Origin of the sequence: Kitasatospora sp. NPDC056076, from assembly GCF_042266305.1 — a bacterium.
In the GTDB taxonomy this organism is placed as follows: Bacteria; Actinomycetota; Actinomycetes; order Streptomycetales; family Streptomycetaceae; genus Kitasatospora.
On the sequence record NZ_JBHJWG010000048.1, the window covers coordinates 16,101 to 34,940 of the forward strand.

21 protein-coding genes are annotated in these 18,840 nt (G+C 72.7%); 10 read left to right on the top strand and 11 right to left on the bottom strand.

What is annotated here, in order from left to right; all coding sequences use genetic code 11:
* Positions 1–150 precede the first annotated feature (150 nt).
* The 3 genes from ACFC1T_RS31015 to ACFC1T_RS31025 all read right to left on the bottom strand — a co-directional run bounded on the left by ACFC1T_RS31015 (position 151) and on the right by ACFC1T_RS31025 (position 2,299).
* A complete protein-coding gene (locus tag ACFC1T_RS31015) occupies positions 151–678 on the bottom strand; it encodes a histidine phosphatase family protein (RefSeq protein ID WP_375893899.1) in 528 nt (175 codons plus the stop codon).
* Positions 679–811: 133 nt separating this feature from the next.
* The gene (locus tag ACFC1T_RS31020) at positions 812–934 is read right to left on the bottom strand and encodes an SGM_5486 family transporter-associated protein (protein WP_375893902.1); all 123 of its coding nucleotides are present in this window, start codon (positions 932–934) and stop codon (positions 812–814) included.
* A 75-nt stretch (positions 935–1,009) separates the two neighbouring features.
* Positions 1,010–2,299 (bottom strand): CynX/NimT family MFS transporter, encoded by a 1,290-nt coding sequence (locus ACFC1T_RS31025; RefSeq protein WP_375893904.1) that lies wholly within the window; start codon positions 2,297–2,299, stop codon positions 1,010–1,012.
* Positions 2,300–2,425: 126 nt separating this feature from the next.
* Here ACFC1T_RS31025 and ACFC1T_RS31030 point away from each other — a divergent pair, with 126 nt between their 5' ends.
* Positions 2,426–3,100 carry a FadR/GntR family transcriptional regulator gene (locus ACFC1T_RS31030; protein ID WP_375893905.1) on the top strand — a complete coding sequence of 225 codons (675 nt, stop codon included), beginning with the start codon at positions 2,426–2,428 and terminating at the stop codon, positions 3,098–3,100.
* Positions 3,101–3,187: 87 nt separating this feature from the next.
* On the opposite strand, the gene fabI is transcribed toward ACFC1T_RS31030, so the two are convergent.
* Together fabI and fabG are read right to left on the bottom strand one after the other, a co-directional pair.
* Positions 3,188–3,955, bottom strand: coding sequence for an enoyl-ACP reductase FabI (gene fabI, locus ACFC1T_RS31035; protein WP_375893907.1), 768 nt, complete (start codon positions 3,953–3,955; stop codon positions 3,188–3,190).
* A gap of 2 nt (positions 3,956–3,957) precedes the next feature.
* The gene (gene fabG / locus ACFC1T_RS31040; protein WP_375893910.1) at positions 3,958–4,677 is read right to left on the bottom strand and encodes a 3-oxoacyl-[acyl-carrier-protein] reductase; all 720 of its coding nucleotides are present in this window, start codon (positions 4,675–4,677) and stop codon (positions 3,958–3,960) included.
* A gap of 330 nt (positions 4,678–5,007) precedes the next feature.
* On the opposite strand from fabG, the gene ACFC1T_RS31045 reads away from it, so the two are divergent.
* From ACFC1T_RS31045 to ACFC1T_RS31070, 6 genes are all read left to right on the top strand, one after another.
* A complete protein-coding gene (locus tag ACFC1T_RS31045; protein ID WP_375893912.1) occupies positions 5,008–6,153 on the top strand; it encodes an MBL fold metallo-hydrolase in 1,146 nt (381 codons plus the stop codon).
* Between the two features lie 156 nt (positions 6,154–6,309).
* Positions 6,310–7,863 (top strand): TldD/PmbA family protein, encoded by a 1,554-nt coding sequence (locus ACFC1T_RS31050; RefSeq protein WP_375894016.1) that lies wholly within the window; start codon positions 6,310–6,312, stop codon positions 7,861–7,863.
* The gene (locus ACFC1T_RS31055) at positions 7,863–9,260 is read left to right on the top strand and encodes a metallopeptidase TldD-related protein (RefSeq protein WP_375893914.1); all 1,398 of its coding nucleotides are present in this window, start codon (positions 7,863–7,865) and stop codon (positions 9,258–9,260) included. The genes ACFC1T_RS31050 and ACFC1T_RS31055 overlap by 1 nt, the downstream gene beginning before the upstream one ends.
* A 32-nt stretch (positions 9,261–9,292) precedes the next feature.
* Complete coding sequence (locus ACFC1T_RS31060) at positions 9,293–9,841, top strand: RNA 2'-phosphotransferase (RefSeq protein WP_375894018.1); 549 nt, start codon at positions 9,293–9,295, stop codon at positions 9,839–9,841.
* A 145-nt stretch (positions 9,842–9,986) separates the two neighbouring features.
* A complete protein-coding gene (locus tag ACFC1T_RS31065; RefSeq protein WP_375893917.1) occupies positions 9,987–10,370 on the top strand; it encodes a DUF3099 domain-containing protein in 384 nt (127 codons plus the stop codon).
* 267 nt (positions 10,371–10,637) lie between these two features.
* The gene (locus ACFC1T_RS31070; protein WP_375893920.1) at positions 10,638–10,856 is read left to right on the top strand and encodes a hypothetical protein; all 219 of its coding nucleotides are present in this window, start codon (positions 10,638–10,640) and stop codon (positions 10,854–10,856) included.
* 12 nt (positions 10,857–10,868) lie between these two features.
* On the opposite strand, the gene moaA is transcribed toward ACFC1T_RS31070, so the two are convergent.
* The 4 genes from moaA to ACFC1T_RS31090 all read right to left on the bottom strand — a co-directional run bounded on the left by moaA (position 10,869) and on the right by ACFC1T_RS31090 (position 15,217).
* Positions 10,869–11,858 carry a GTP 3',8-cyclase MoaA gene (gene moaA, locus ACFC1T_RS31075; RefSeq protein ID WP_375894020.1) on the bottom strand — a complete coding sequence of 330 codons (990 nt, stop codon included), beginning with the start codon at positions 11,856–11,858 and terminating at the stop codon, positions 10,869–10,871.
* A 76-nt stretch (positions 11,859–11,934) separates the two neighbouring features.
* Positions 11,935–13,554 carry a cation acetate symporter gene (locus tag ACFC1T_RS31080; protein ID WP_375893921.1) on the bottom strand — a complete coding sequence of 540 codons (1,620 nt, stop codon included), beginning with the start codon at positions 13,552–13,554 and terminating at the stop codon, positions 11,935–11,937.
* On the bottom strand, positions 13,551–13,907 hold the full coding sequence (locus ACFC1T_RS31085; RefSeq protein WP_375893924.1) for a DUF485 domain-containing protein: 357 nt from the start codon (positions 13,905–13,907) through the stop codon (positions 13,551–13,553). The genes ACFC1T_RS31080 and ACFC1T_RS31085 overlap by 4 nt, the downstream gene beginning before the upstream one ends.
* 266 nt (positions 13,908–14,173) lie before the next feature.
* The gene (locus ACFC1T_RS31090) at positions 14,174–15,217 is read right to left on the bottom strand and encodes a zinc-dependent alcohol dehydrogenase family protein (protein WP_375893927.1); all 1,044 of its coding nucleotides are present in this window, start codon (positions 15,215–15,217) and stop codon (positions 14,174–14,176) included.
* A gap of 145 nt (positions 15,218–15,362) precedes the next feature.
* Between ACFC1T_RS31090 and ACFC1T_RS31095 the strand changes: the two genes are divergently transcribed.
* Positions 15,363–16,358 (top strand): DEDDh family exonuclease, encoded by a 996-nt coding sequence (locus tag ACFC1T_RS31095; protein WP_375893929.1) that lies wholly within the window; start codon positions 15,363–15,365, stop codon positions 16,356–16,358.
* Positions 16,359–16,389: 31 nt separating this feature from the next.
* Positions 16,390–17,193, top strand: coding sequence for an SURF1 family protein (locus ACFC1T_RS31100; RefSeq protein WP_375893932.1), 804 nt, complete (start codon positions 16,390–16,392; stop codon positions 17,191–17,193).
* On the opposite strand, the gene trxA is transcribed toward ACFC1T_RS31100, so the two are convergent.
* Together trxA and ACFC1T_RS31110 are read right to left on the bottom strand one after the other, a co-directional pair.
* Positions 17,190–17,522, bottom strand: coding sequence for a thioredoxin (trxA, locus tag ACFC1T_RS31105; protein ID WP_375893934.1), 333 nt, complete (start codon positions 17,520–17,522; stop codon positions 17,190–17,192). The two genes, ACFC1T_RS31100 and trxA, sit on opposite strands and share 4 nt — an antisense overlap.
* Before the next feature lie 3 nt (positions 17,523–17,525).
* Positions 17,526–17,942, bottom strand: a complete 417-nt coding sequence (locus ACFC1T_RS31110) for a MerR family transcriptional regulator (RefSeq protein WP_375894023.1) — start codon at positions 17,940–17,942, stop codon at positions 17,526–17,528.
* Positions 17,943–18,050: 108 nt separating this feature from the next.
* On the opposite strand from ACFC1T_RS31110, the gene ACFC1T_RS31115 reads away from it, so the two are divergent.
* Entirely contained in the window at positions 18,051–18,812 is a 762-nt protein-coding gene (locus tag ACFC1T_RS31115; protein ID WP_375893936.1) for an SDR family oxidoreductase, read from the top strand.
* Positions 18,813–18,840: the final 28 nt, after the last annotated feature.

The following is an 18,840-nucleotide window of genomic DNA, read 5'->3' on the forward strand; positions in this document are numbered from 1 at the left end:
CCCGGTGCTTTACCTCCTCGGTACCCCCCGGGTGGTGGTCGCGGGGGCCGCGGGGGGGCTCTGGGTCTCCGGGGGCGTGCCCCGGGCGGGGGGGCGCGCGGATCGACCCGCGCGCCCCTCGGTGTTCCGCGGCCCGGCCGGGCCCGGAGGTCAGTCCTGCGGCGTGTAGTACGAGACCAGCTCGGCCACGCCCGGCTCGACGCCCTTCCACGAGCCGCCGAAGCTGAGCACCGCGACCGCCGCCGTCGGGAAGCCGCCCAGGCGCAGCCGCTCCAGCGCGTCCGGGTCGCCCGCGTCCCCGGCGAGCACCTGGGTCAGGCCCAGCACCCCGGGGTTGTGGCCGACCAGCACCACGTCCGCGTACTCCTCCGGGGTCTCCTGGAGGACGGCGATGATCTCGCCCGGGCTGGCCTCGTAGATCCGGTCCTCGTACACCGTCCGGCGGGCCCGCTTGGGCAGCTCGTGCGCCGCCAGCTTCCAGGTCTCGCGGGTGCGCAGGGCGGTGGAGCAGAGCACGAAGTCGGGGTTGATGCCGGAGTCGACCAGCCAGCGGCCGGCGTCCGGGGCCTGGTGACGGCCCCGGTCGGCCAGCGGCCGCTCGTGGTCGTCCACGCCGTTCGGCCAGTCGGCCTTGGCGTGGCGGAGAACGATGATCCTGCGGGGCGTGTCGGCGCTCATACCCAGCAAGCTTGGCAGAAAAGCGGGCCGGGGGCGCGATGCTCCCGGTTGCCGCCACTCCCCGGGGTGGCGGGTGCCATCATGCCCCGTCGGCCGGGTGTCACCGGGAGTGCGGCGGCGCTACGGGCGGCGGTCAACCGATCTGGGCGGCGACGGTGGCGATGATCGCCACCAGCACCACGATGCCGCCGAAGAGGAGGGCGATGCGGCCGAGCTGCTTGCGGCCGTCGGTGGGGTTCGGGTCGAGAACGGGCATGTCGGGATTCTCCCACCCCGAACACGCCCGTCCACGGCGGGCCCCACCGCCTTGGCCAGGCCTTGACCTTCGCGGTCAGGCCTTGACCCGCTCGGCGGGCAGGACGGCCTCGTCCTCGATGTGCCGGGCCTGGGCGGCGCGCAGGCCGAACAGCATCTGCGGCACCAGCAGCAGGGCCAGGAAGCCCAGCGGCCAGTACCACTCACCGGTGACGTCGTAGATCCGGCCGATCAGGATCGGGCCCGGGACGGAGATCAGGTAGCCGAGCCCCTGGGCGAAGACGGACAGCTGGGCCACCCCGCCGGCCGTCCGGGCACGCAGCCCGATCATGGTCAGCACCAGCGGGAAGGCGCAGTTGGACAGGCCCACCAGCACGGCCCACACCCACGGCGCCCCGGCCGGGGCGAGCGCCAGCCCGGAGTACCCGGCGATGCCGCAGCAGGCCAGCAGCACCACGAAGATCCGCTGGTCACCGCGCCGGGCGGCCAGGTTGGGCAGCACGAAGGAGACCGGCACGCCGATCACCATGGTGACCGCGAGCAGCACCCCGGAGGTGCCCTTGTCGATGCCGGAGTCCTGGAAGATCTTCGGCAGCCAGCCCATCACCACGTAGGCGCCGGTGGCCTGGAGGCCGAAGAAGCAGGCCATCGCCCAGGCCGTGCGGCTGCGGGTGATCGGCAGCCTGGCGGGGGCGGCGGCGCCGCCGGCCCGCTCGCCGCGCTCGCGCTTGGCGATCAGCAGCGGCAGCCAGAGCAGCAGGGCGAGCGCCCCCAGGGCGGCCCAGCTGCCCAGGCCGTAACGCCAGTCGCCGCCGAGCGAGCTGGTCAGCGGCACGCTGACCAGGGCGGCCAGCGCGGTGCCCGCGGACAGCGCCATGGAGTACAGGCCGATCATCGGACCGACCTTCTCCGGGAAGTACCGCTTGATGACCACCGGCAGCAGCACGTTGGAGACCGCCACCCCGGCCAGGGCGAGCGCGGTGAACAGCAGGAACACCGCCGTACCGCCGGCGAAGGAGCGGGCCAGCACACCCGCCGTGATGGCGGCCATGCCGGCCGTGATCACGGCGATCGGGCCGATCCGGCGGGCCGCGCTCGGAGCGGCGAGGCCGAACAGCGCGAAGCACAGCGAGGGGACGGCGGTCAGCAGCCCGGCGAGCGTCGGGTTCATCCCGAGGTCGTCGCGGACCTGGTCGAGCAGCGGCCCGAGGCTGGTGACCACGGGGCGCAGGTTGAAGGCGGCGGCGGCGATCGCGACGGCGAACAGCACGCCGAGGTACTTGCCGGGGACGGACGGCCGCTCGGTCTGCGGCCGCTCTCCGCTCCGTGGGGAGGAGGTGGTGGTGGTGTCTGCTGCGGGAGGCATGGGCGCCATCATAGAATGATGGGATGAATTGATGCACCTCGGAATTGGCATGATGTCCCGACCCGTTCGTCCATCAGCCACTTTCCCCCCACGGCCCACCCAACCCCGTAGTCGCTAGGAGTCCCCGTGGCGCTGTCCTCGCCGAGGCGCACCCCGTTGTCCGACCAGGTGATCGCGCAGCTGCGCGCCCAGATCACCTCCGGGGAGTGGCCCGTCGGCTCGCGCATCCCCACCGAGGCCGCCCTGGTCGAGCAGCTGGGGGTGGCCCGCAACACCGTCCGGGAGGCCGTCCGGGCCCTCGCCCACAACGGGCTGCTCGACATCCGCCAGGGCTCCGGCACGTACGTCCTGGCCACCAGCGAGCTGGCCGGGGTGATGCACCGCCGCTTCGCCGACGCCGACCAGGGGCAGGTCGCCGAGCTGCGGGCGGCGCTGGAGACCTCCGCCGCCGGCCTGGCCGCCGCCCGCCGCACCGAGCGCGACCTCGGCCTGCTGGACGCCGCGCTCGAACGGCGCGAGGCCGCCTGGCACTCCGGCGACGCCGAGGACTTTGTCCAGGCCGACGCCGCCTTCCACCACGCCGTGGTGGCCGCCGCCCACAACGACGTGCTGCTGGCCGTCTACTCCGACCTCGGCGAGGTCACCCGCGAGCACCTGCGCAACGACGTCGGCCCCGAGCTGATCGCCGAGCGCTACATCGGCCACCACACCATCCGGGACGCCATCCGGGACGGCGACCCCCAGCGCGCCTCGGTCGAGGCCGGCCGCGCCATCGGCGCCTGCGCCACCGCCGACGCGTAGGCGCGCCCCAGCCCCGGACGGAACCGGAAACGCCACTGCCCGGCGCCCCCGTCGCGGGGGTGCCGGGCAGTGGCGGACAGCAGTCGGTCAGGCGCCGATCGCGTGCAGACCGCCGTCGACGTGGATGATCTCGCCGGTGGTCTTCGGGAACCAGTCCGACAGCAGGGCGACGACGCCGCGGCCGGCCGGCTCCGGGTCGCTCAGGTCCCACTTGAGCGGGGAGCGGTGGTTCCAGGTGTCGGCCAGGTCGCCGAAGCCCGGGATGGACTTGGCGGCCATCGAGCCGATCGGGCCCGCCGAGATCAGGTTGCAGCGGATGTCCCGCTCGCCCAGGTAGCGGGCCAGGTAGCGGTTGGTCGACTCCAGGGCGGCCTTGGCCGGGCCCATCCAGTCGTACTGCGGCCACGCGTACTGGGCGTCGAAGGTCAGGCCGACGACCGAGCCGCCGTCCTGCATCAGCGGCAGCAGCGCCGTGGTGAGCGACTTGAGCGAGTACGCCGAGACGTGCATCGCGGTCGCCACGGACTCCCACGGGGTGTCCAGGAAGTTGCCGCCCAGGGCGTCCTGCGGGGCGAAACCGATCGAGTGGACGATGCCGTCCAGGGTCGGCAGGGTCTCGCGGACCTGCTCGGCGATGCCGGCCAGGTCCTCCGGGCTGGAGACGTCCAGCGACAGCACCTTGACCGGCTTCGGCAGCTTCCTGGCGATGCGCTCGGTCAGGCTCGGGCGGGGGAAGGCGGTGAGGATGATCTCGGCGCCCTGCTCCTGGGCCAGCCGAGCGGTGTGGAAGGCGATGGAGGACTCCATCAGCACACCGGTGATCAGGATCCGCTTGCCCTCGAGGATTCCACTCATGATCAGTGACCCATGCCCAATCCGCCGTCGACGGGAATGACGGCTCCGGTGATGTACGCGGCCTCGTCCGAACCGAGGAACCGCACGGTGGACGCGACCTCGGCGGGCGCCGCGTAGCGGCCCAGCGGCACGCCCGAGACGATCTCCGCGCGGCGCTCGTCGCTGAGCACGGCGGTCATGTCGGTGTCGACGAAGCCGGGGGCGACCACGTTGACGGTGATGTTGCGCGGGCCGAGCTCGCGCGCCAGCGAGCGGGCGAAGCCGACCAGGCCGGCCTTGGAGGCGGCGTAGTTGGCCTGGCCCGGCGAGCCGGAGAGGCCCACCACGGAGGAGATCAGCACCACGCGGCCCTTCTTGGCGCGCATCATCAGCTTCGACGCGCGCTTGACCACCCGGAAGGTGCCGGTCAGGTTGGTGTCCACGACGGAGGTGAAGTCCTCCTCGGACATCCGCAGCAGCAGGGTGTCGTTGGTGATGCCCGCGTTGGCGACCAGCACCTGGACCGCGCCGTGCTTCTCCTCGATCTCGGTGAAGGCGGCGTCGACCTGCGCGGCGTCCGTGATGTCACAGCGCACCGCGAGGACGTCGAACTTCGCGAGGGCCTCGGGCACCTCGCCCGAACGGCTGGTGATGGCGACCTTGTCGCCCGCCTCGGCGAAGGCCTGGGCGATCGCGAGGCCGATGCCCCGGTTTCCTCCGGTGACGAGAACCGAGCGGCTCAACGATCCACCTCTCTCCGTGTCTGAGCGGGTACGTCCGAACGCGTACGCAGTGTGACGCTATCGGGCGGTCGGCGGCGGCGGCGAATCGAGCTCCCACAGCGCCGCACCGGAGGAACTGTCGCAATCCGACAATCCGCGCCCCCGGCGCCCCGCGCCCGCCGGCCGTCCGCCGCAGGCCGGGGCACCGCCGCGAAAGAACGGACCGTGCGGGAACGCTGTGCGGGAACAACGGGGGCGGGCGTGCCCGTTGCCCCCGTGGTGCGGGCCGACCCCGGGGCCGGACGTACCCTTCCCCCGAAGAGTCCCGGCGAGGAAACGAAGGCAGGGCGCATGACCAAGGCACGGCCCGGGAGCACCACCGGACGCGGACGACTGCTCGCCCTCACCGCCCTGGCCGCGGGCCTGGGCGCGACCGCCTGGGCGCTGCGCGACCTGCCGGCGGCGTTCGGGCGCCGCCCCGACGGCGGGCGCGAGGAGCGGGTGCGGGACTCCGCCCAGTACCGCGACGGCGTCTTCCACAACGCGCCCTCGACCCTCGCCCGGGCCGGGAGCGCCCCCAGCGTCGACCGCGACACCGTCCGCCGGATGCTGTTCCAGCGCGAGGGCCGCGTCCCGGCCCACCCGGTGCCCACCGTCCGCCCCGCCGCCGCCCCCGGCCCGGCCGCCGAGGGCGTGGAGATCACCTGGTACGGGCACGCCTCCGCGCTGGTCGAGATCGAGGGCTCGCGGGTGCTGCTCGACCCGATCTGGAGCGACCGCTGCTCCCCCTCCGCCCACGTCGGCCCCAAGCGGCTGCACCCCGTCCCGGTCGAGCTGGAGGAGCTGCCGCCGGTCGACGCGGTGCTGATCTCCCACGACCACTACGACCACCTCGACATGGCGACCGTCAAGCGCCTGGTGCGCAGCCAGTCCGCCCCCTTCGCGGTGCCGCTCGGCATCGGCGGCCACCTGCGCCGCTGGGGCGTCCCCGAGCACCGGATCATCGAGCTGGACTGGGACGAGACCTGCACCCTGGGCGAGCTGGTCCTCACCCTCACCTCCGCGCACCACTTCTCCGGCCGCGGCCTGACCCGCAACACCACCCTGTGGGGCTCCTGGGTGATCGCCGGGCCCACCCGCAAGGTCTTCTACACCGGCGACTCCGGCTACTTCGAGGGCTACGCCCGGATCGGCGCGCAGCACGGCCCGTTCGACGCCGCCCTGGTGCAGATCGGCGCCTACGACGCGGCCTGGCCGGACATCCACATGACCCCCGAGGACGCCGTCCTCGCCCACCGGGACCTCACCGCCGGGCTGCTGGTGCCGGTCCACTGGTGCACCTTCAACCTGGGCCTGCACCCCTGGGCCGAGCCGATCGAACGGCTGCTCAAGGAGGCCAAGGCCCAGGCCGTCCCGCTGGCCGTCCCGCGCCCCGGCGAGCGGATCGACGTGGACAACCCGCCGGAGCTGGACGGCTGGTGGGAGTCCGTCTCCTGACGGCCGCGCACGACCCCGGACCCCCCTGGCCGAAACCGCAACGCACCGGACCAGATGCGCTGGCCGGGAACCCGGTGGAAGGGAAATGATGCGGTGCGGACGCCCCTGTGGCGCCGCACCGCCACCCTCCGCGACCTGGGAGCCCGATTGCCTCCGATCCCTCCGGCCGACAGCGCCGGCGCCGCGCACGGACGCGCCGTCGACCCGCTGTTCCTCGCCCTGCCGCTGCACGCCCTCGCCGACGCCGCCCTCACCCGGGCCCGCGAACTCGGCGCCTCCCACGCCGACTTCCGCCTGGAGCGGGTCCGCAGCGCCTCCTGGCGGCTGCGCGACGCCCGTCCGGCCGGCACCTCCGACACCGTCCAGCTGGGCTTCGCCGTCCGGGTGCTGCTGGACGGCGCCTGGGGCTTCGCCGCCGGGGTCGACCTCACCCCGGGGGCCGCGGCGGAGGTCGCCGCCCAGGCCGTCGCGGTGGCCCGGCTCTCCGGCGGGATCAGCCGGGCGGCCGGCTCCACCGAGCGGGTCGAGCTGGCCGACGAACCCGTCCACGCGGACGTCACCTGGGTCTCCTCGTACGAGGTCAACCCCTTCGAGGTGCCGGACGCCGACAAGACCGCGCTGCTCGCCGAGCGCAGCTCCCGGCTGCTCGCCGCCCCGGGCGTCTCGCACGTCCAGGCGGCGCTGCTGACGGTGCAGGAGAACAAGTTCTACGCCGACACCGCGGGCACCGTGACGACCCAGCAGCGGATCCGGCTCCACTCCGACCTGGAGGCCACCTCGGTCGACGAGCGCACCGGCGCCTTCGACTCGATGCAGACCCTGGCCCCGCCGGTCGGCCGCGGCTACGAGTACCTGACCGGCACCGAGTGGGACTGGGACGCCGAGCTCGCCGAACTGCCCGTCCTGCTGGCCGAGAAGATGAAGGCCCCGAGCGTCCGCCCGGGCCGCTACGACCTGGTCATCGACCCGTCCAACCTCTGGCTGACCATCCACGAGTCGATCGGCCACGCCACCGAGCTGGACCGCGCGCTCGGCTACGAGGCCGCCTACGCCGGCACCTCCTTCGCCACCTTCGACCGACTCGGCAGCCTGCGCTACGGCTCCGAGCTGATGAACGTCACCGGCGACCGCACCGCCGAGCACGGCCTGTCCACCATCGGCTACGACGACGAGGGCGTCGCCACCCAGTCCTGGGACCTGATCCGGGACGGCGTCCTGGTCGGCTACCAACTCGACCGCGGCATGGCCAAGTTGAAGGGCTTCGAGCGCTCCAACGGCTGCGCCTTCGCGGACTCCCCCGCGCACGTCCCGGTCCAGCGGATGGCCAACGTCTCGCTCCGGCCGGCGGCCGACGGCCCGGACACCGCGGGCCTGTTCGCCGGCGTGGAGAACGGCCTCTACATCGTCGGCGACCGCTCCTGGTCGATCGACATGCAGCGCTACAACTTCCAGTTCACCGGCCAGCGCGCCTACGCCATCAAGAACGGCGAACTCGCCGGCCAGGTCAAGGACTTCGCCTACCAGGCCACCACCACCGACTTCTGGGGCTCGATGGCGGCCGTCGGCGGCCCGCAGACCTACCTGCTCGGCGGCGCCTTCAACTGCGGCAAGGCGCAGCCCGGCCAGATCGCGGCGGTCAGCCACGGCTGCCCGTCGGCGCTGTTCCGCAACGTCAACGTGCTCAACACCCAGCAGGAGGCGGGTCACTGATGACCGCGATGCAGCCCCACGAACTCGTCGAGCTGGCCCTCGGCCTGTCCCGCGCCGACGGCTGCGTGGTGATCGCCGACGAGGAGTCCACCGCCAACCTGCGCTGGGCCGGCAACGCCCTGACCACCAACGGCGTCACCCGCGGCCGCCGCCTCACCGTGATCGCCACCGTGGCCGGCGCCGAGGGCACCGCCTCCGGCGTGGTCGCCCGCGAGGCCGTCACCGCCGAGGACGTCGAGGGCCTGGTCCGCGCCGCCGAGGCGGCGGCCCGCGCGGCCGGACCGGCCGAGGACGCCCAGCCGCTGGTCGACGGCCGGCCGTCGTCCCCAGACTTCACCGCGCCGCCCGCGGAGACCTCCATCGAGGTGTTCGAGGCCTTCGGCCCGGCCCTCGGCGAGGCCTTCGCCCGCGCCGCCGCCCAGGGCGAGCTGCTGTACGGCTTCGCCCGGCACGAGATCACCACCAGCTACCTGGGCAGCTCCACCGGCCTGCGGCTGCGCCACGACCAGCCCACCGGCCTGGTCGAGATCAACGGCAAGACCGCCGACCTCAGCGGCTCGGCCTGGGTCGGCGCCGGCACCCGGGACTTCACCGACGTCGACGTCCCCGCCCTGCACGCCGAGCTCACCAAGCGGCTCGGCTGGGGCGCCCGCAGGATCGACCTGCCCGCCGGGCGGTACGAGACGCTGCTGCCGCCCGCGGCCGTCGCCGACCTGCTGCTCTGCCTGCACTGGGCCGCCGGCGCCCGGGACGCCGTCGAGGGCCGGTCGGTCTTCTCCCGGCCCGGCGGCGGGACCAGGGTCGGCGACAAGCTCGCCGCGCTGCCGCTGACGCTGCGCGCCGATCCGGACGAGCCCGGCCTGGAGGCCGCCCCGTTCGTGCTGGCGCACCGCACCGGCGGCGACGTCTCGGTCTTCGACAACGGCGCGCCGATCGAGGCCACCGAGTGGATCCGCGAGGGCGTGCTGACCGAGCTGGTCACCAGCCGCCGGACGGCCGGCCTCACCGGCCTGCCGCTGCGCCCGGGTATCGACAACCTGGTGCTGGAGACGGCCGACCAGGAGTCCGCGCCGACCCTGGACGAGATGATCGCCCGCACCGAGCGCGGCCTGCTGCTCACCTGCCTCTGGTACATCCGCGAGGTGGACCCGGCGACGCTGCTGCTCACCGGCCTCACCCGGGACGGCGTCTACCTGGTGGAGAACGGCGAGGTGGTCGGCGCGGTCAACAACTTCCGGTTCAACGAGTCCCCGGTCGACCTGCTCGGCCGGATCACCGAGGCGGGCCGCACCGAGCCCTGCCTGCCCCGCGAGTGGACCGACTACTTCACCCGCACCGCGATGCCACCCGTGCGTGTCGCGGACTTCAACATGAGTTCGGTCAGCCCGGCCTCATAGCCACTGACCAACGGGGGGATGGAAAGAACATGATGGACGAGAAGCGGCTGGTCAGATCGAGCAAGATGCTGTCGCGCATCCTGCGGCACGAGCCGGAGCTGGTGGGGATCACGCTGGACGACTCCGGCTGGGTCCGGATCGACATCCTGCTCGGCGCCCTCGCGGCGAAGGGCAGGCCGCTCACCAGGCCCGAGCTCGACCACGTCGTGGCCACCAACAACAAGCGCCGCTTCGGCTACTCCCCGGACGGCCTCTCGATCCGCGCCAACCAGGGCCACACGGTGGCGGTCGACCTCGGTCTGACCGCCACCGTGCCGCCGCCGGTGCTCTACCACGGCACCGCCGACCGCCACCTGGCGTCGATCTTCCGCGAGGGGCTGCGCCCGATGACCCGCCGGGACGTCCACCTCTCGGCGGAGACCGAGACGGCCACCCGGGTCGGCGCCCGGCACGGCCGCCCGGTCGTGCTGACCGTCAACGCGGCCGCGATGGCGGCGGCCGGCCACGAGTTCCGGCTCAGCGAGAACGGCGTCTGGCTCACCGACGCCGTGCCCCCGCTCTACCTCTCCCGGCGCTCGTAGACGCTCCTGACGCCGTACGGCTCCCCTATCACGCCCGACCGGGTGGGCCCCGCCCACCCGGTCTCGTCGTCCCGGGCGCCCGGGCGTACCGTGAGGAGGCCGTGCGGAACAGCGCGCGGATGCCTGGACGAGGGCGGTTGGACACATGGGCAAGAGCGCCGGCGGCGGACAGATCCACCGGATCACGGGGGCGCGCAGCAGCCTCTCCGAGGACGTCCGGGGGCGCCAGCGCCGCTACGTCATCTCGATGCTGCTGCGCACCGTCTGCGTACTGCTCGCGGTGGTGCTGTGGAACGTCGAGCGCTGGCTGGCCTTCGGGGCGCTGGCGGGCGGGGTGCTGCTGCCGTACTTCGCGGTGCTGATCGCCAACGCCGGCCGGGAGCGGGCACCGGGCCTGCCGAGCTCCTTCGACTTCCCGTCCGACACCCCGCTGATGCTCGGCCCCGGTGGTACGGGTGGGGCTGGTGCGGCTCCTGGTACAGGACAGGCAAAGCCCTCCGGCACCGGAACGTCACCGAGCGCGGACTGACCGCCCGGTTTACGGGGATTGAGCCGGAATCAGGTCGGCGAAAGCTCAGAAGAAGCTCAGATTAATCATGCAAGACCTCCCCATCCGAGGCCTTCGGCGTGACATACTGCGTACGCGCTCCGCATCCCCCGTCGGAGCGACGGACCGACGCCGGGCGGCTCCCCCCGTGGCTGCCCGGCGTCGCCATGCCCGGATCCGGTCGGGCCCGCGCGGCGTGACAGACTGGCGGTGACCACGCACCCGCCGAACCCCGGAGGACGGCCCCCGATGGACACCCCGCAGACCCCGATCTGCTCCGCCAAGGGCTGCCGGGCGGACGCCCACTGGGTGCTGGTGTGGAACAACCCCAAGCTGCACACCCCGGACCGCCGCAAGACCTGGCTCGCCTGCGAGGAGCACCGCGAGCACCTGTCCCAGTTCCTGGGCGTGCGCGGCTTCCTCAAGGAGGTCGTCGCCTTCGCCGACTGGACCCCGGAAGAGGCCTGAGGCCCGTCCGGCCTAACCGCCGATCGCCGACATCGGCCGCTCGGGCTGGTGGAACTCCGGGTCGTCGATCCCGGCCCCGGCCTTCTTGCCCCACATCGCCGCCCGCCACAGCGCGGCCAGCTCCGCGTCGTCCGCCCCCGAGCGCAGCGCGGTGCGCAGGTCCGTCTCCCCGGTCGCGAACAGGCAGTTGCGCACCTGTCCGTCGGCGGTCAGCCTGGTCCGGTCGCAGGCCCGGCAGAACGGCCGGGTGACGGAGGCGATCACGCCGACCCGGCCGGCGCCGCCGTCCACCACCCAGCGCTCGGCGGGCGCCGCGCCCCGGCGCCCGGACGGCTCCGCGGTGAGCGTGAACCGGGCCCGCAGCAGCTCCAGGATCTCCTCCGCGGTGACCATCGACGAGCGGTCCCAGCCGTGCTGGGCGTCCAACGGCATCTGCTCGATGAAGCGCAGCTCGTAGCCCCGCTCCAGGCACCAGGCCAGCAGGTCGGCCGCCTCGTGGTCGTTGACCCCGCGCATCAGCACCGCGTTCAGCTTCACCGGCGCCAGCCCGGCCGCCTCGGCGGCGGCCAGCCCGTCCAGCACGTCCTGGTGGCGCCGGCGGCGGGTGAGGGTGAGGAACACCTCGGGGTCGAGGGTGTCCAGCGAGACGTTGACCCGGTCCAGTCCGGCCTCGCGCAGCGCCGTCGCGGTGCGGGCCAGCCCGATGCCGTTGGTGGTCAGCGACAGCTCGGGGCGCGGCTCCAGCTCGGAGCAGGCGGCGACGATCGCGACCAGACCGGGGCGCAGCAGCGGCTCGCCGCCGGTGAAACGGACCTCGCGCACGCCCAGGTCGCGCACGGCGAGGGTGACCAGCCGGACGATCTCCTCGTCAGTGAGCAGGTCCGGCTTGGCCAGCCACTGGAGCCCCTCCTCCGGCATGCAGTACGTGCAGCGGAGGTTGCACCGGTCGGTGAGGGAGACCCGCAGGTCGACGGCGCGTCGTCCGAAGGTGTCGAGCAGCACGTGCGTCCCTTCCCGAAAAACCGCCGGCCCGGCCACCGTCACGGCGGGCCGGGCCAGCATAGTCATGCCGGATCGATCAGTGGGCGCCCAGCCCGGTGAGCGAGCGGACCTCCAGTTCAGCGTACTTCGCCGGGTCCGGACGTTCCTTGGACAGCAGGGTGCCGAGCCAGCCGGCCAGGAAGCCGATCGGGATGGAGACCAGGCCGGGGTTCTCCAGCGGGAACCAGTGGAAGTCGGCGTCCGGGAAGAGCGAGTTCTTGGCCCCGGAGAGCACCGGGGAGAACACCACCAGCACCACCGAGGAGACCAGGCCCGCGTAGACCGAGCTGACCGCGCCGGTGGTGGTGAAGCGCTTCCAGAACAGCGAGTAGAGCAGGGTCGGCAGGTTGGCCGAGGCGGCCACCGCGAAGGCCAGCGCGACCAGGGCGGCGGTGCTGAGCTTGCCCGCGTAGAGGCTGAGCACGATGGCGACGGCGCCGATCGCGACGGCGGCCCACTTGGCGGACCGCACCTCCTCCTTCTCGGTCGCCTTCCCGCGCCGGATCACGTTGGCGTAGAGGTCGTGGGCGAAGGAGGCCGAGGAGGCCAGGGTGAGCCCGGCGACCACGGCGAGGATGGTGGCGAAGGCGACCGCCGAGATCACCGCGAGCATGATCGCCCCGCCGGTGGTGCCGGCCCCGCCGCCGAGCTGCTCGGCGAGCAGCGGCGCCGCGGTGTTGCCGGAGGGCGTCTTGCCCTCGACGGCCACCATGCCGCTGCGGCCGACCAGCGCGGCCGCGCCGAAGCCCAGCGCCAGGGTCATCAGGTAGAAGACGCCGATGATGCCGATCGCCCAGAGCACGGACTTCCGGGCCGTCTTGGCGGTGGGGACGGTGTAGAAGCGGACCAGGATGTGCGGCAGGCCGGCGGTGCCGAGCACCAGGGCGATCCCGAGGCTGATGAAGTCGAGCTTGGAGGTGTCGGTGGCCCCGTACTTCAGCCCCGGTTCCAGGAAGGCCGAGCCCTTGCCGCTCGCGGAGGCGGCCGCGCCGAGCAGTTCGGAGGGGTTGAAGTGGTACTTGGCGAGCACCAGGACGGTCATCAGCGCGGCGCCGGCGATCAGCAGCACGGCCTTGACGATCTGCACCCAGGTGGTGCCCTTCATACCTCCTATCACCACGTAGATGATCATCAGCGCGCCGACCGCGAGGATGGTCCAGCGCTTGGCGCCCTCCCCGGTGACCCCCAGCAGCAGCGCCACCAGGGCCCCGGCGCCGACCATCTGGGCGAGCAGGTAGAAGATCGAGACCACGATGGTGGAGATCCCGGCCGCGGTGCGCACCGGGCGCTGGCGCATCCGGAACGCGAGCACGTCCGCCATGGTGAACCGGCCGGAGTTGCGCAGCGGCTCGGCGATCAGCAGCAGCGCGACCAGCCAGGCGACCAGGAAGCCGATCGAGTACAGGAAGCCGTCGTAGCCGGTGAGGGCGATGATCCCGGCGATGCCGAGGAAGGACGCGGCGGACATGTAGTCGCCGGAGATGGCCAGGCCGTTCTGGAAGCCGGTGAAGCCGCGGCCGCCGGCGTAGAAGTCGGCGGCGCTGCGGTTCTGACGCCCGGCCCAGACGGTGATGACCAGGGTGGCCACCACGAAGAGCCCGAACAAGGACATGATCAGACCGCGGTGCTCCGTGGCGGAGCTGGCGAGCGGTGTCATTCGGCGGACTCCCGGGGGGCGTGGACGACGGCTCCGTAGGCCTCGCGGATCGCCGCGGCGGGCGGGTCGATCCGCCGGTCCGCGTAGCGGGCGTACCAGGCGGCGATGACGAAGGTGGTGACGAACTGCAGCAGCCCCAGCACCAGGGCCACGTTGATGTGCCCGACGACCTTGGTGCCCATCAGCCCGGGGGCGTAGCAGGAGAGCAGGACGTAGAGCAGGTACCAGAGCACGAAACCGATGGTGACCGGAAAGGCGAAGCTCCGGAACGAGCGCCGCAGGGTACGGAACTCCTCACTGTCATCGATGAGTTGGACTTCCGTAGCAGTAGTGGTGATCGGCGGCGAATCCACTCTGTCTCCTCACTCCTTCGGCGTAGCGGTCACACGGGGGGACAATTCGAACGTGAGGGACGTCACATTCCTCGTGCGCGCCGCGCAATGCTAGGAGCGTCGTGCCCACCCCGGAAGGGGTTGACCGCGATCAGCCAGTCGTTCACCCTCTCGAACCACCCAATTGGCCGAAAACCACCACTCGCGTCACATCCGGACCGGGGTCACCGCAACCGAAAGGGGCGGCACCGTCCAACGGTGCCGCCCCTGTTGACGAAGCGTCAGAATCAGAAGGCGATCCGGACCTTCAGCGCGGACCGCTCGTCCATGGCGCGATAGCCGTCCGGAACGCCGTCCAGATCGACCGTCCGGTCGAAGACCAGACCCGGCTCGATCGCACCGGAGAGCACGTCCGGCAGCAGCTCGGGGATGTACGCGCGGGCCGGGGCCACGCCACCGTTGAGCGAAACGTTTCGGCCGAACATCTGACCGATGTCGACGCCCGCGCTGCCGCCGTGCGGCACGCCCACGTAGCCGACCGCGCCGCCGTCCCGGGTGATCGAGACCGCCGTCCGCATCGACTCCTCGGTGCCGACCGCCTCCAGCACCGCGTGCGCGCCCAGGCCGCCGGTCAGCTCCTTGACGGCCTCGATCGCCGCGTCACCGCGCTCGGCCACCACGTCCGTCGCCCCGAAGCGCCGGGCCAGCTCCGTCCGGGCGGTGTGCCGGCCCAGGGCGATGATCCGGCCCGCGCCCAGCCGGTTCGCCGCCAGCACGCCGCACAGGCCCACCGCGCCGTCGCCGACCACCGCGACCGTCGCGCCCGGGCGCACCCCCGCCGAGACCGCCGCGTGGTGCCCGGTCGCCATCACGTCGGACAGCGCCAGCAGGCCCGGCAGCAGCTTCTCGTCGCCCACCGCCTCCTTCGGCAGCTTCACCAGCGTCCCGTCCGCGAACGGCACCCGCACCGCCTCGCCCTGGCCGCCGTCCGAACCCACCGACCCCCAGAACCCGCCGTGCGGGCAGGACGTCTGGAGGCCTTCGAGACAGAACTCACAGACCCCGTCCGACCAGACGAAGGGCGCGACCACGAAGTCACCCTTGGCGAAGCCCCGGACCTCGGCGCCGACCTCCTCGACCACGCCCAGGAACTCGTGCCCGATCCGCTGCCCGGGCACCCGCTGGGCCACCCCGCGGTAGGCCCACAGATCGCTGCCGCAGATGCAGGCGTTGACCACCCGGAGCACGACGTCCGTCGGCTGCTGGATCACCGGGTCCGGTACCTCTTCGATCCGGATGTCGTTCGGTCCGTGGATCACCGTGGCGCGCATGCGTTCTTCCTCACACAGAACCGGCCCACCGGCCGGAAACGATCTCGACCAGGTGTACGACACCCATGCGGACCACTCTATTCCGGCTACCCCGTCGGAACATTTCGACCGGCCCCGGCCGACTCGCCCCTTATCCTGTTGGACCATGCAACCGATCCAGCCCGAGACGTACGGCGCGCCGCGGACCGCCCCGGTCCCCGCCCAGCGTTCCGCCGCCCCCGCCGAGGGTTTCGCGGTCGTCGACGTCGAGACCACCGGTCTCGGCCGCTCCGACCGCGTCATCTCGGCCGGTGTCTACCAGCTGGACGGCGACGGCGAGGTGACCGACCACTGGTACACCCTCGTCAACCCCGAACGGGACCCGGGCCCGGTCTGGATCCACGGCCTCACCGCCGAACTGCTCTCCGGCGCGCCGACCTTCCCCGAGATCGCCGAGGAGTTCGCCACCCGCCTGGCGAACCGCGTCCTGGTCGCGCACAACGCGCTGTTCGACTGGAACATGATCTCCCGCGAGTTCTCCCGGGCCGGCCGCAGCGCCCCGGTCGAGCAGCGGCTGTGCACCATGGTCCTCTCCCGCGACCTGCGCCTCCCGCTGCCCAACGGCAAGCTCTCCTCCCTCGCCGCCCACTTCGGCGTCCAGCAGCGCCAGGCCCACAACGCCCTGGACGACGCCCGGGTGCTCGCCGAGGCCTTCCGCCCCAGCCTCCGCCTGGCCCGCACCCACGGCATCCCGCTGCCCTTCCAGACCTGCGTCGCGGTCACCGACCTCGGCGAGGACGAGCCCGCCACCCCCGGCCGCGGCAACTGGACCGGTGCCCAGTACCGCCAGGCCAAGAAGCGCCCGGCCTGCCCGTACCCCAACCCGGGGCGCTGGGAGGACGGCAAGCCGCTGGTCCAGGGCATGCGGGTGGCCTTCACCGGGGACACCGCCACCGACCGCGAGGTGCTGGAGGACCGCGCCGTCGAGGCCGGCCTGCACATCGCCACCTCCGTCAGCCGGCTCACCAGCCTGCTGGTCACCAACGAGCCGACCAGCTGGAGCGGCAAGGCCCGCAAGGCCCGCGACGTCGGCACCCCGATCGTCACCGAGGACGCCTTCCTCCAGCTGCTGCGCGAGGTCGCCCCGCACCCCGGTGCGTGAGCCCGTTGTGAGGTCGGCGTACCGTTCCCATGTGTACCGTTTTCTGCTGACCCGCCAGTGGCTGATCACCATGCTGATCGCGCTGCTGCTGATCCCCGCGACGATCAAGCTGGGCTTCTGGCAGCTGCACCGCCACGAGGCGCGGGTGGCCCGGAACGAGCTGATCGGCAAGGCCCTCACGGCCTCGCCGGTGCCCTTCGACAGCCTCTCCGCCGCCCCCGGCACCGCCGTACCCTCCGCCCTCACCTGGCGCGCCGTGACGGCCACCGGACAGTACGACCCGGCACACGAGTTCGTCGTCCGCAAGCGGACCGACGCCAACGGCACCCTCGGCTACTTCGTCCTCACCCCGCTCAAGCTCTCCGACGGCAAGGGCACCGTCCTGATCAACCGCGGCTGGGTCCCCTCCGGCGACGGCGCCACCCAGTACCCGCCCGTCCCGGCCGCCCCGACCGGCGAGGTCACCCTCACCGGCCGGATGCGCGCCGACGAGACCACTGGCAGCAGCGGCGGCTGGGTCAAGGACCGGGCCGGCCTCCCCGACCGCCAGTTCAACCTGATCAACACCGAACAGCAGTCCAAGGAGACCGGCAGCGCCCTCCTCGGCGGCTACCTGGAACTCACCGCCACCACCCCGTCCCCGGCCGACCAGCCCCAGCTGATCCCCGAGCCCAACCACTCCGACATCGGCCCGCACATGGCCTACGCCATCCAGTGGTGGCTGTTCACCGCGATGATCCCGGTCGGCCTCTGGGTCCTCGTCCGCCGCGAGGCCAAGGACCGCGCCAAGCAGGCCGCCGAACCCGAGGTCCCCCTCGACGCCCTCCCGGCTTAGAGCGCGTCCTCCAGCTCCCGCAACAACCGCGCCTTCGCCCGCGCCCCCACCACCGACCGCACCGGCTGCCCGTCCCGGAACAGCATCAACGTCGGCATCGACAGCACCCCGTACGCCGCCTGGGTCCGGGGGTTGCGGTCCACGTCGACGCTCACCACCCGGAACCGGTGCGCCTCCTCCCGCGCGACGTCCGCCAGCACCGGCGCCATCATCCGGCACGGCGGGCACCAGTCCGCCGTGAAGTCGACCAGCACCGGCCCCTCCGCCGCCAGCACCTCCACGGCGAACGTCTCGTCCGTCACCGCCGGCACACCCGCGATCTCCACCATCGTCTACTCCCTCTGCTCCCTGGCCAGTTCACACTCGGGCGGCTGCTCGGAGGCCGCGAGCTCGTCCCGCGCCCGCACCGCCCGCTCGAACTGCCCGGCCACCTGCACCCGGACGTCCCGCAAGCGCGCGATGCACTCGTCCAACTCGGCCAACTTCCGCCGGTAGACCTCCAACGAGGCCGGACACGAATCCCCCTCCGGGTGCCCCGCCCGCAGACACTCCACGAACGGCCGGGTCTCCTCCAACCCGAACCCGAAGTCCTGCAGCATCCGGATCTCCCGCAGCAGCCGCACGTCCTCCTCCCCGTACGCCCGGTACCCGTTCCCAGCCCGCCGGGCCGGCAACAGCCCCAACTGCTCGTAGTACCGCAACGCCCGCGTCGTCGTCCCCGCCCGCTCCGCCAACTCCCCGATCCGCATACCGCCCCACTCCTCCCGAACAACCACCACCGACGCTAAACCTTCCCCCCAACGTCAACGCCAGCCCCAACCCCGCACAGCGGCCCCTACGGCGGCAAAATGTCCCCCATGGACCTAGGACTCAAGAACAAGGCCTACATCGTCACCGGCGCCACCCGAGGCCTCGGCCTCGCCGCCGCCCGCGAACTCGCCGCCGACGGTGCCCACGTACTGATCAGCGGCCGCACCCCGCAGGCCGTCGACGCCGCCGTCGCCGAGCTCGACACGCTCGGCTCCGCCCACGGCCTGGTCGCCGACAACGCCGCACCCGACACCGCCGACCGCCTGATCGCCGAGGCCAACTCCCGTTTCGGCCGCTTCGACGGCATCCTGATCAGCGTCGGCGGCCCGCAGGCCGGCCCGGTGGAGACGACCCCCGAGTCCGCCTGGCGCGACGCCTTCGAGTCCGTCTTCCTCGGCGCCCTCCGCCTCGCCCGCACCGCGGCCGCCGCCCTCCCCTCCGGCGGGGTGATCGGCTTCGTGCTCTCCAGCTCGGTCCGCCAGCCGATCCCCGGCCTCGGCATCTCCAACGGTCTGCGCCCCGGTCTGGCGATGGCCGCGAAGAGCCTCGCCGACGAGCTCGGCCCGCGCGGCATCCGGGTGCTCGGCCTGCTCCCGGCCCGGATCGACACGGACCGGGTCCGCGAGCTGGACGCCCTCGCCCCCGACCCGGAGGCCGCCCGCGCCCAGCACAGCGCCAACATCCCGCTGGGCCGCTACGGCACCCCGGAGGAGTTCGGCAAGGTCGCCGCCTTCCTGCTCTCCCCCGCCGCCTCCTACCTGACCGGCCTGATGGTCCCGGTCGACGGCGGCGCCCTCCGCTCCCTCTAGCCCTCCGCCCCTCCGCCCCTCCGCATCC

Bases quoted from the DNA above. Each gene is read 5' to 3' on its own strand.
- ACFC1T_RS31055 (WP_375893914.1), top strand. From the start codon at position 7,863: ATGACCGCGATGCAGCCCCACGAACTCGTCGAGCTGGCCCTCGGCCTG.
- ACFC1T_RS31020 (WP_375893902.1), bottom strand. From the start codon at position 934: ATGCCCGTTCTCGACCCGAACCCCACCGACGGCCGCAAGCAGCTCGGC.
- ACFC1T_RS31080 (WP_375893921.1), bottom strand. From the start codon at position 13,554: ATGACACCGCTCGCCAGCTCCGCCACGGAGCACCGCGGTCTGATCATG.
- ACFC1T_RS31025 (WP_375893904.1), bottom strand. From the start codon at position 2,299: ATGCCTCCCGCAGCAGACACCACCACCACCTCCTCCCCACGGAGCGGA.
- trxA (WP_375893934.1), bottom strand. From the start codon at position 17,522: ATGGTGGAGATCGCGGGTGTGCCGGCGGTGACGGACGAGACGTTCGCC.
- ACFC1T_RS31090 (WP_375893927.1), bottom strand. From the start codon at position 15,217: ATGCGCGCCACGGTGATCCACGGACCGAACGACATCCGGATCGAAGAG.
- ACFC1T_RS31015 (WP_375893899.1), bottom strand. From the start codon at position 678: ATGAGCGCCGACACGCCCCGCAGGATCATCGTTCTCCGCCACGCCAAG.
- fabI (WP_375893907.1), bottom strand. From the start codon at position 3,955: ATGAGTGGAATCCTCGAGGGCAAGCGGATCCTGATCACCGGTGTGCTG.
- ACFC1T_RS31095 (WP_375893929.1), top strand. From the start codon at position 15,363: ATGCAACCGATCCAGCCCGAGACGTACGGCGCGCCGCGGACCGCCCCG.
- ACFC1T_RS31065 (WP_375893917.1), top strand. From the start codon at position 9,987: ATGGGCAAGAGCGCCGGCGGCGGACAGATCCACCGGATCACGGGGGCG.
- ACFC1T_RS31045 (WP_375893912.1), top strand. From the start codon at position 5,008: ATGACCAAGGCACGGCCCGGGAGCACCACCGGACGCGGACGACTGCTC.
- ACFC1T_RS31060 (WP_375894018.1), top strand. From the start codon at position 9,293: ATGGACGAGAAGCGGCTGGTCAGATCGAGCAAGATGCTGTCGCGCATC.
- ACFC1T_RS31070 (WP_375893920.1), top strand. From the start codon at position 10,638: ATGGACACCCCGCAGACCCCGATCTGCTCCGCCAAGGGCTGCCGGGCG.
- ACFC1T_RS31110 (WP_375894023.1), bottom strand. From the start codon at position 17,942: ATGCGGATCGGGGAGTTGGCGGAGCGGGCGGGGACGACGACGCGGGCG.
- ACFC1T_RS31115 (WP_375893936.1), top strand. From the start codon at position 18,051: ATGGACCTAGGACTCAAGAACAAGGCCTACATCGTCACCGGCGCCACC.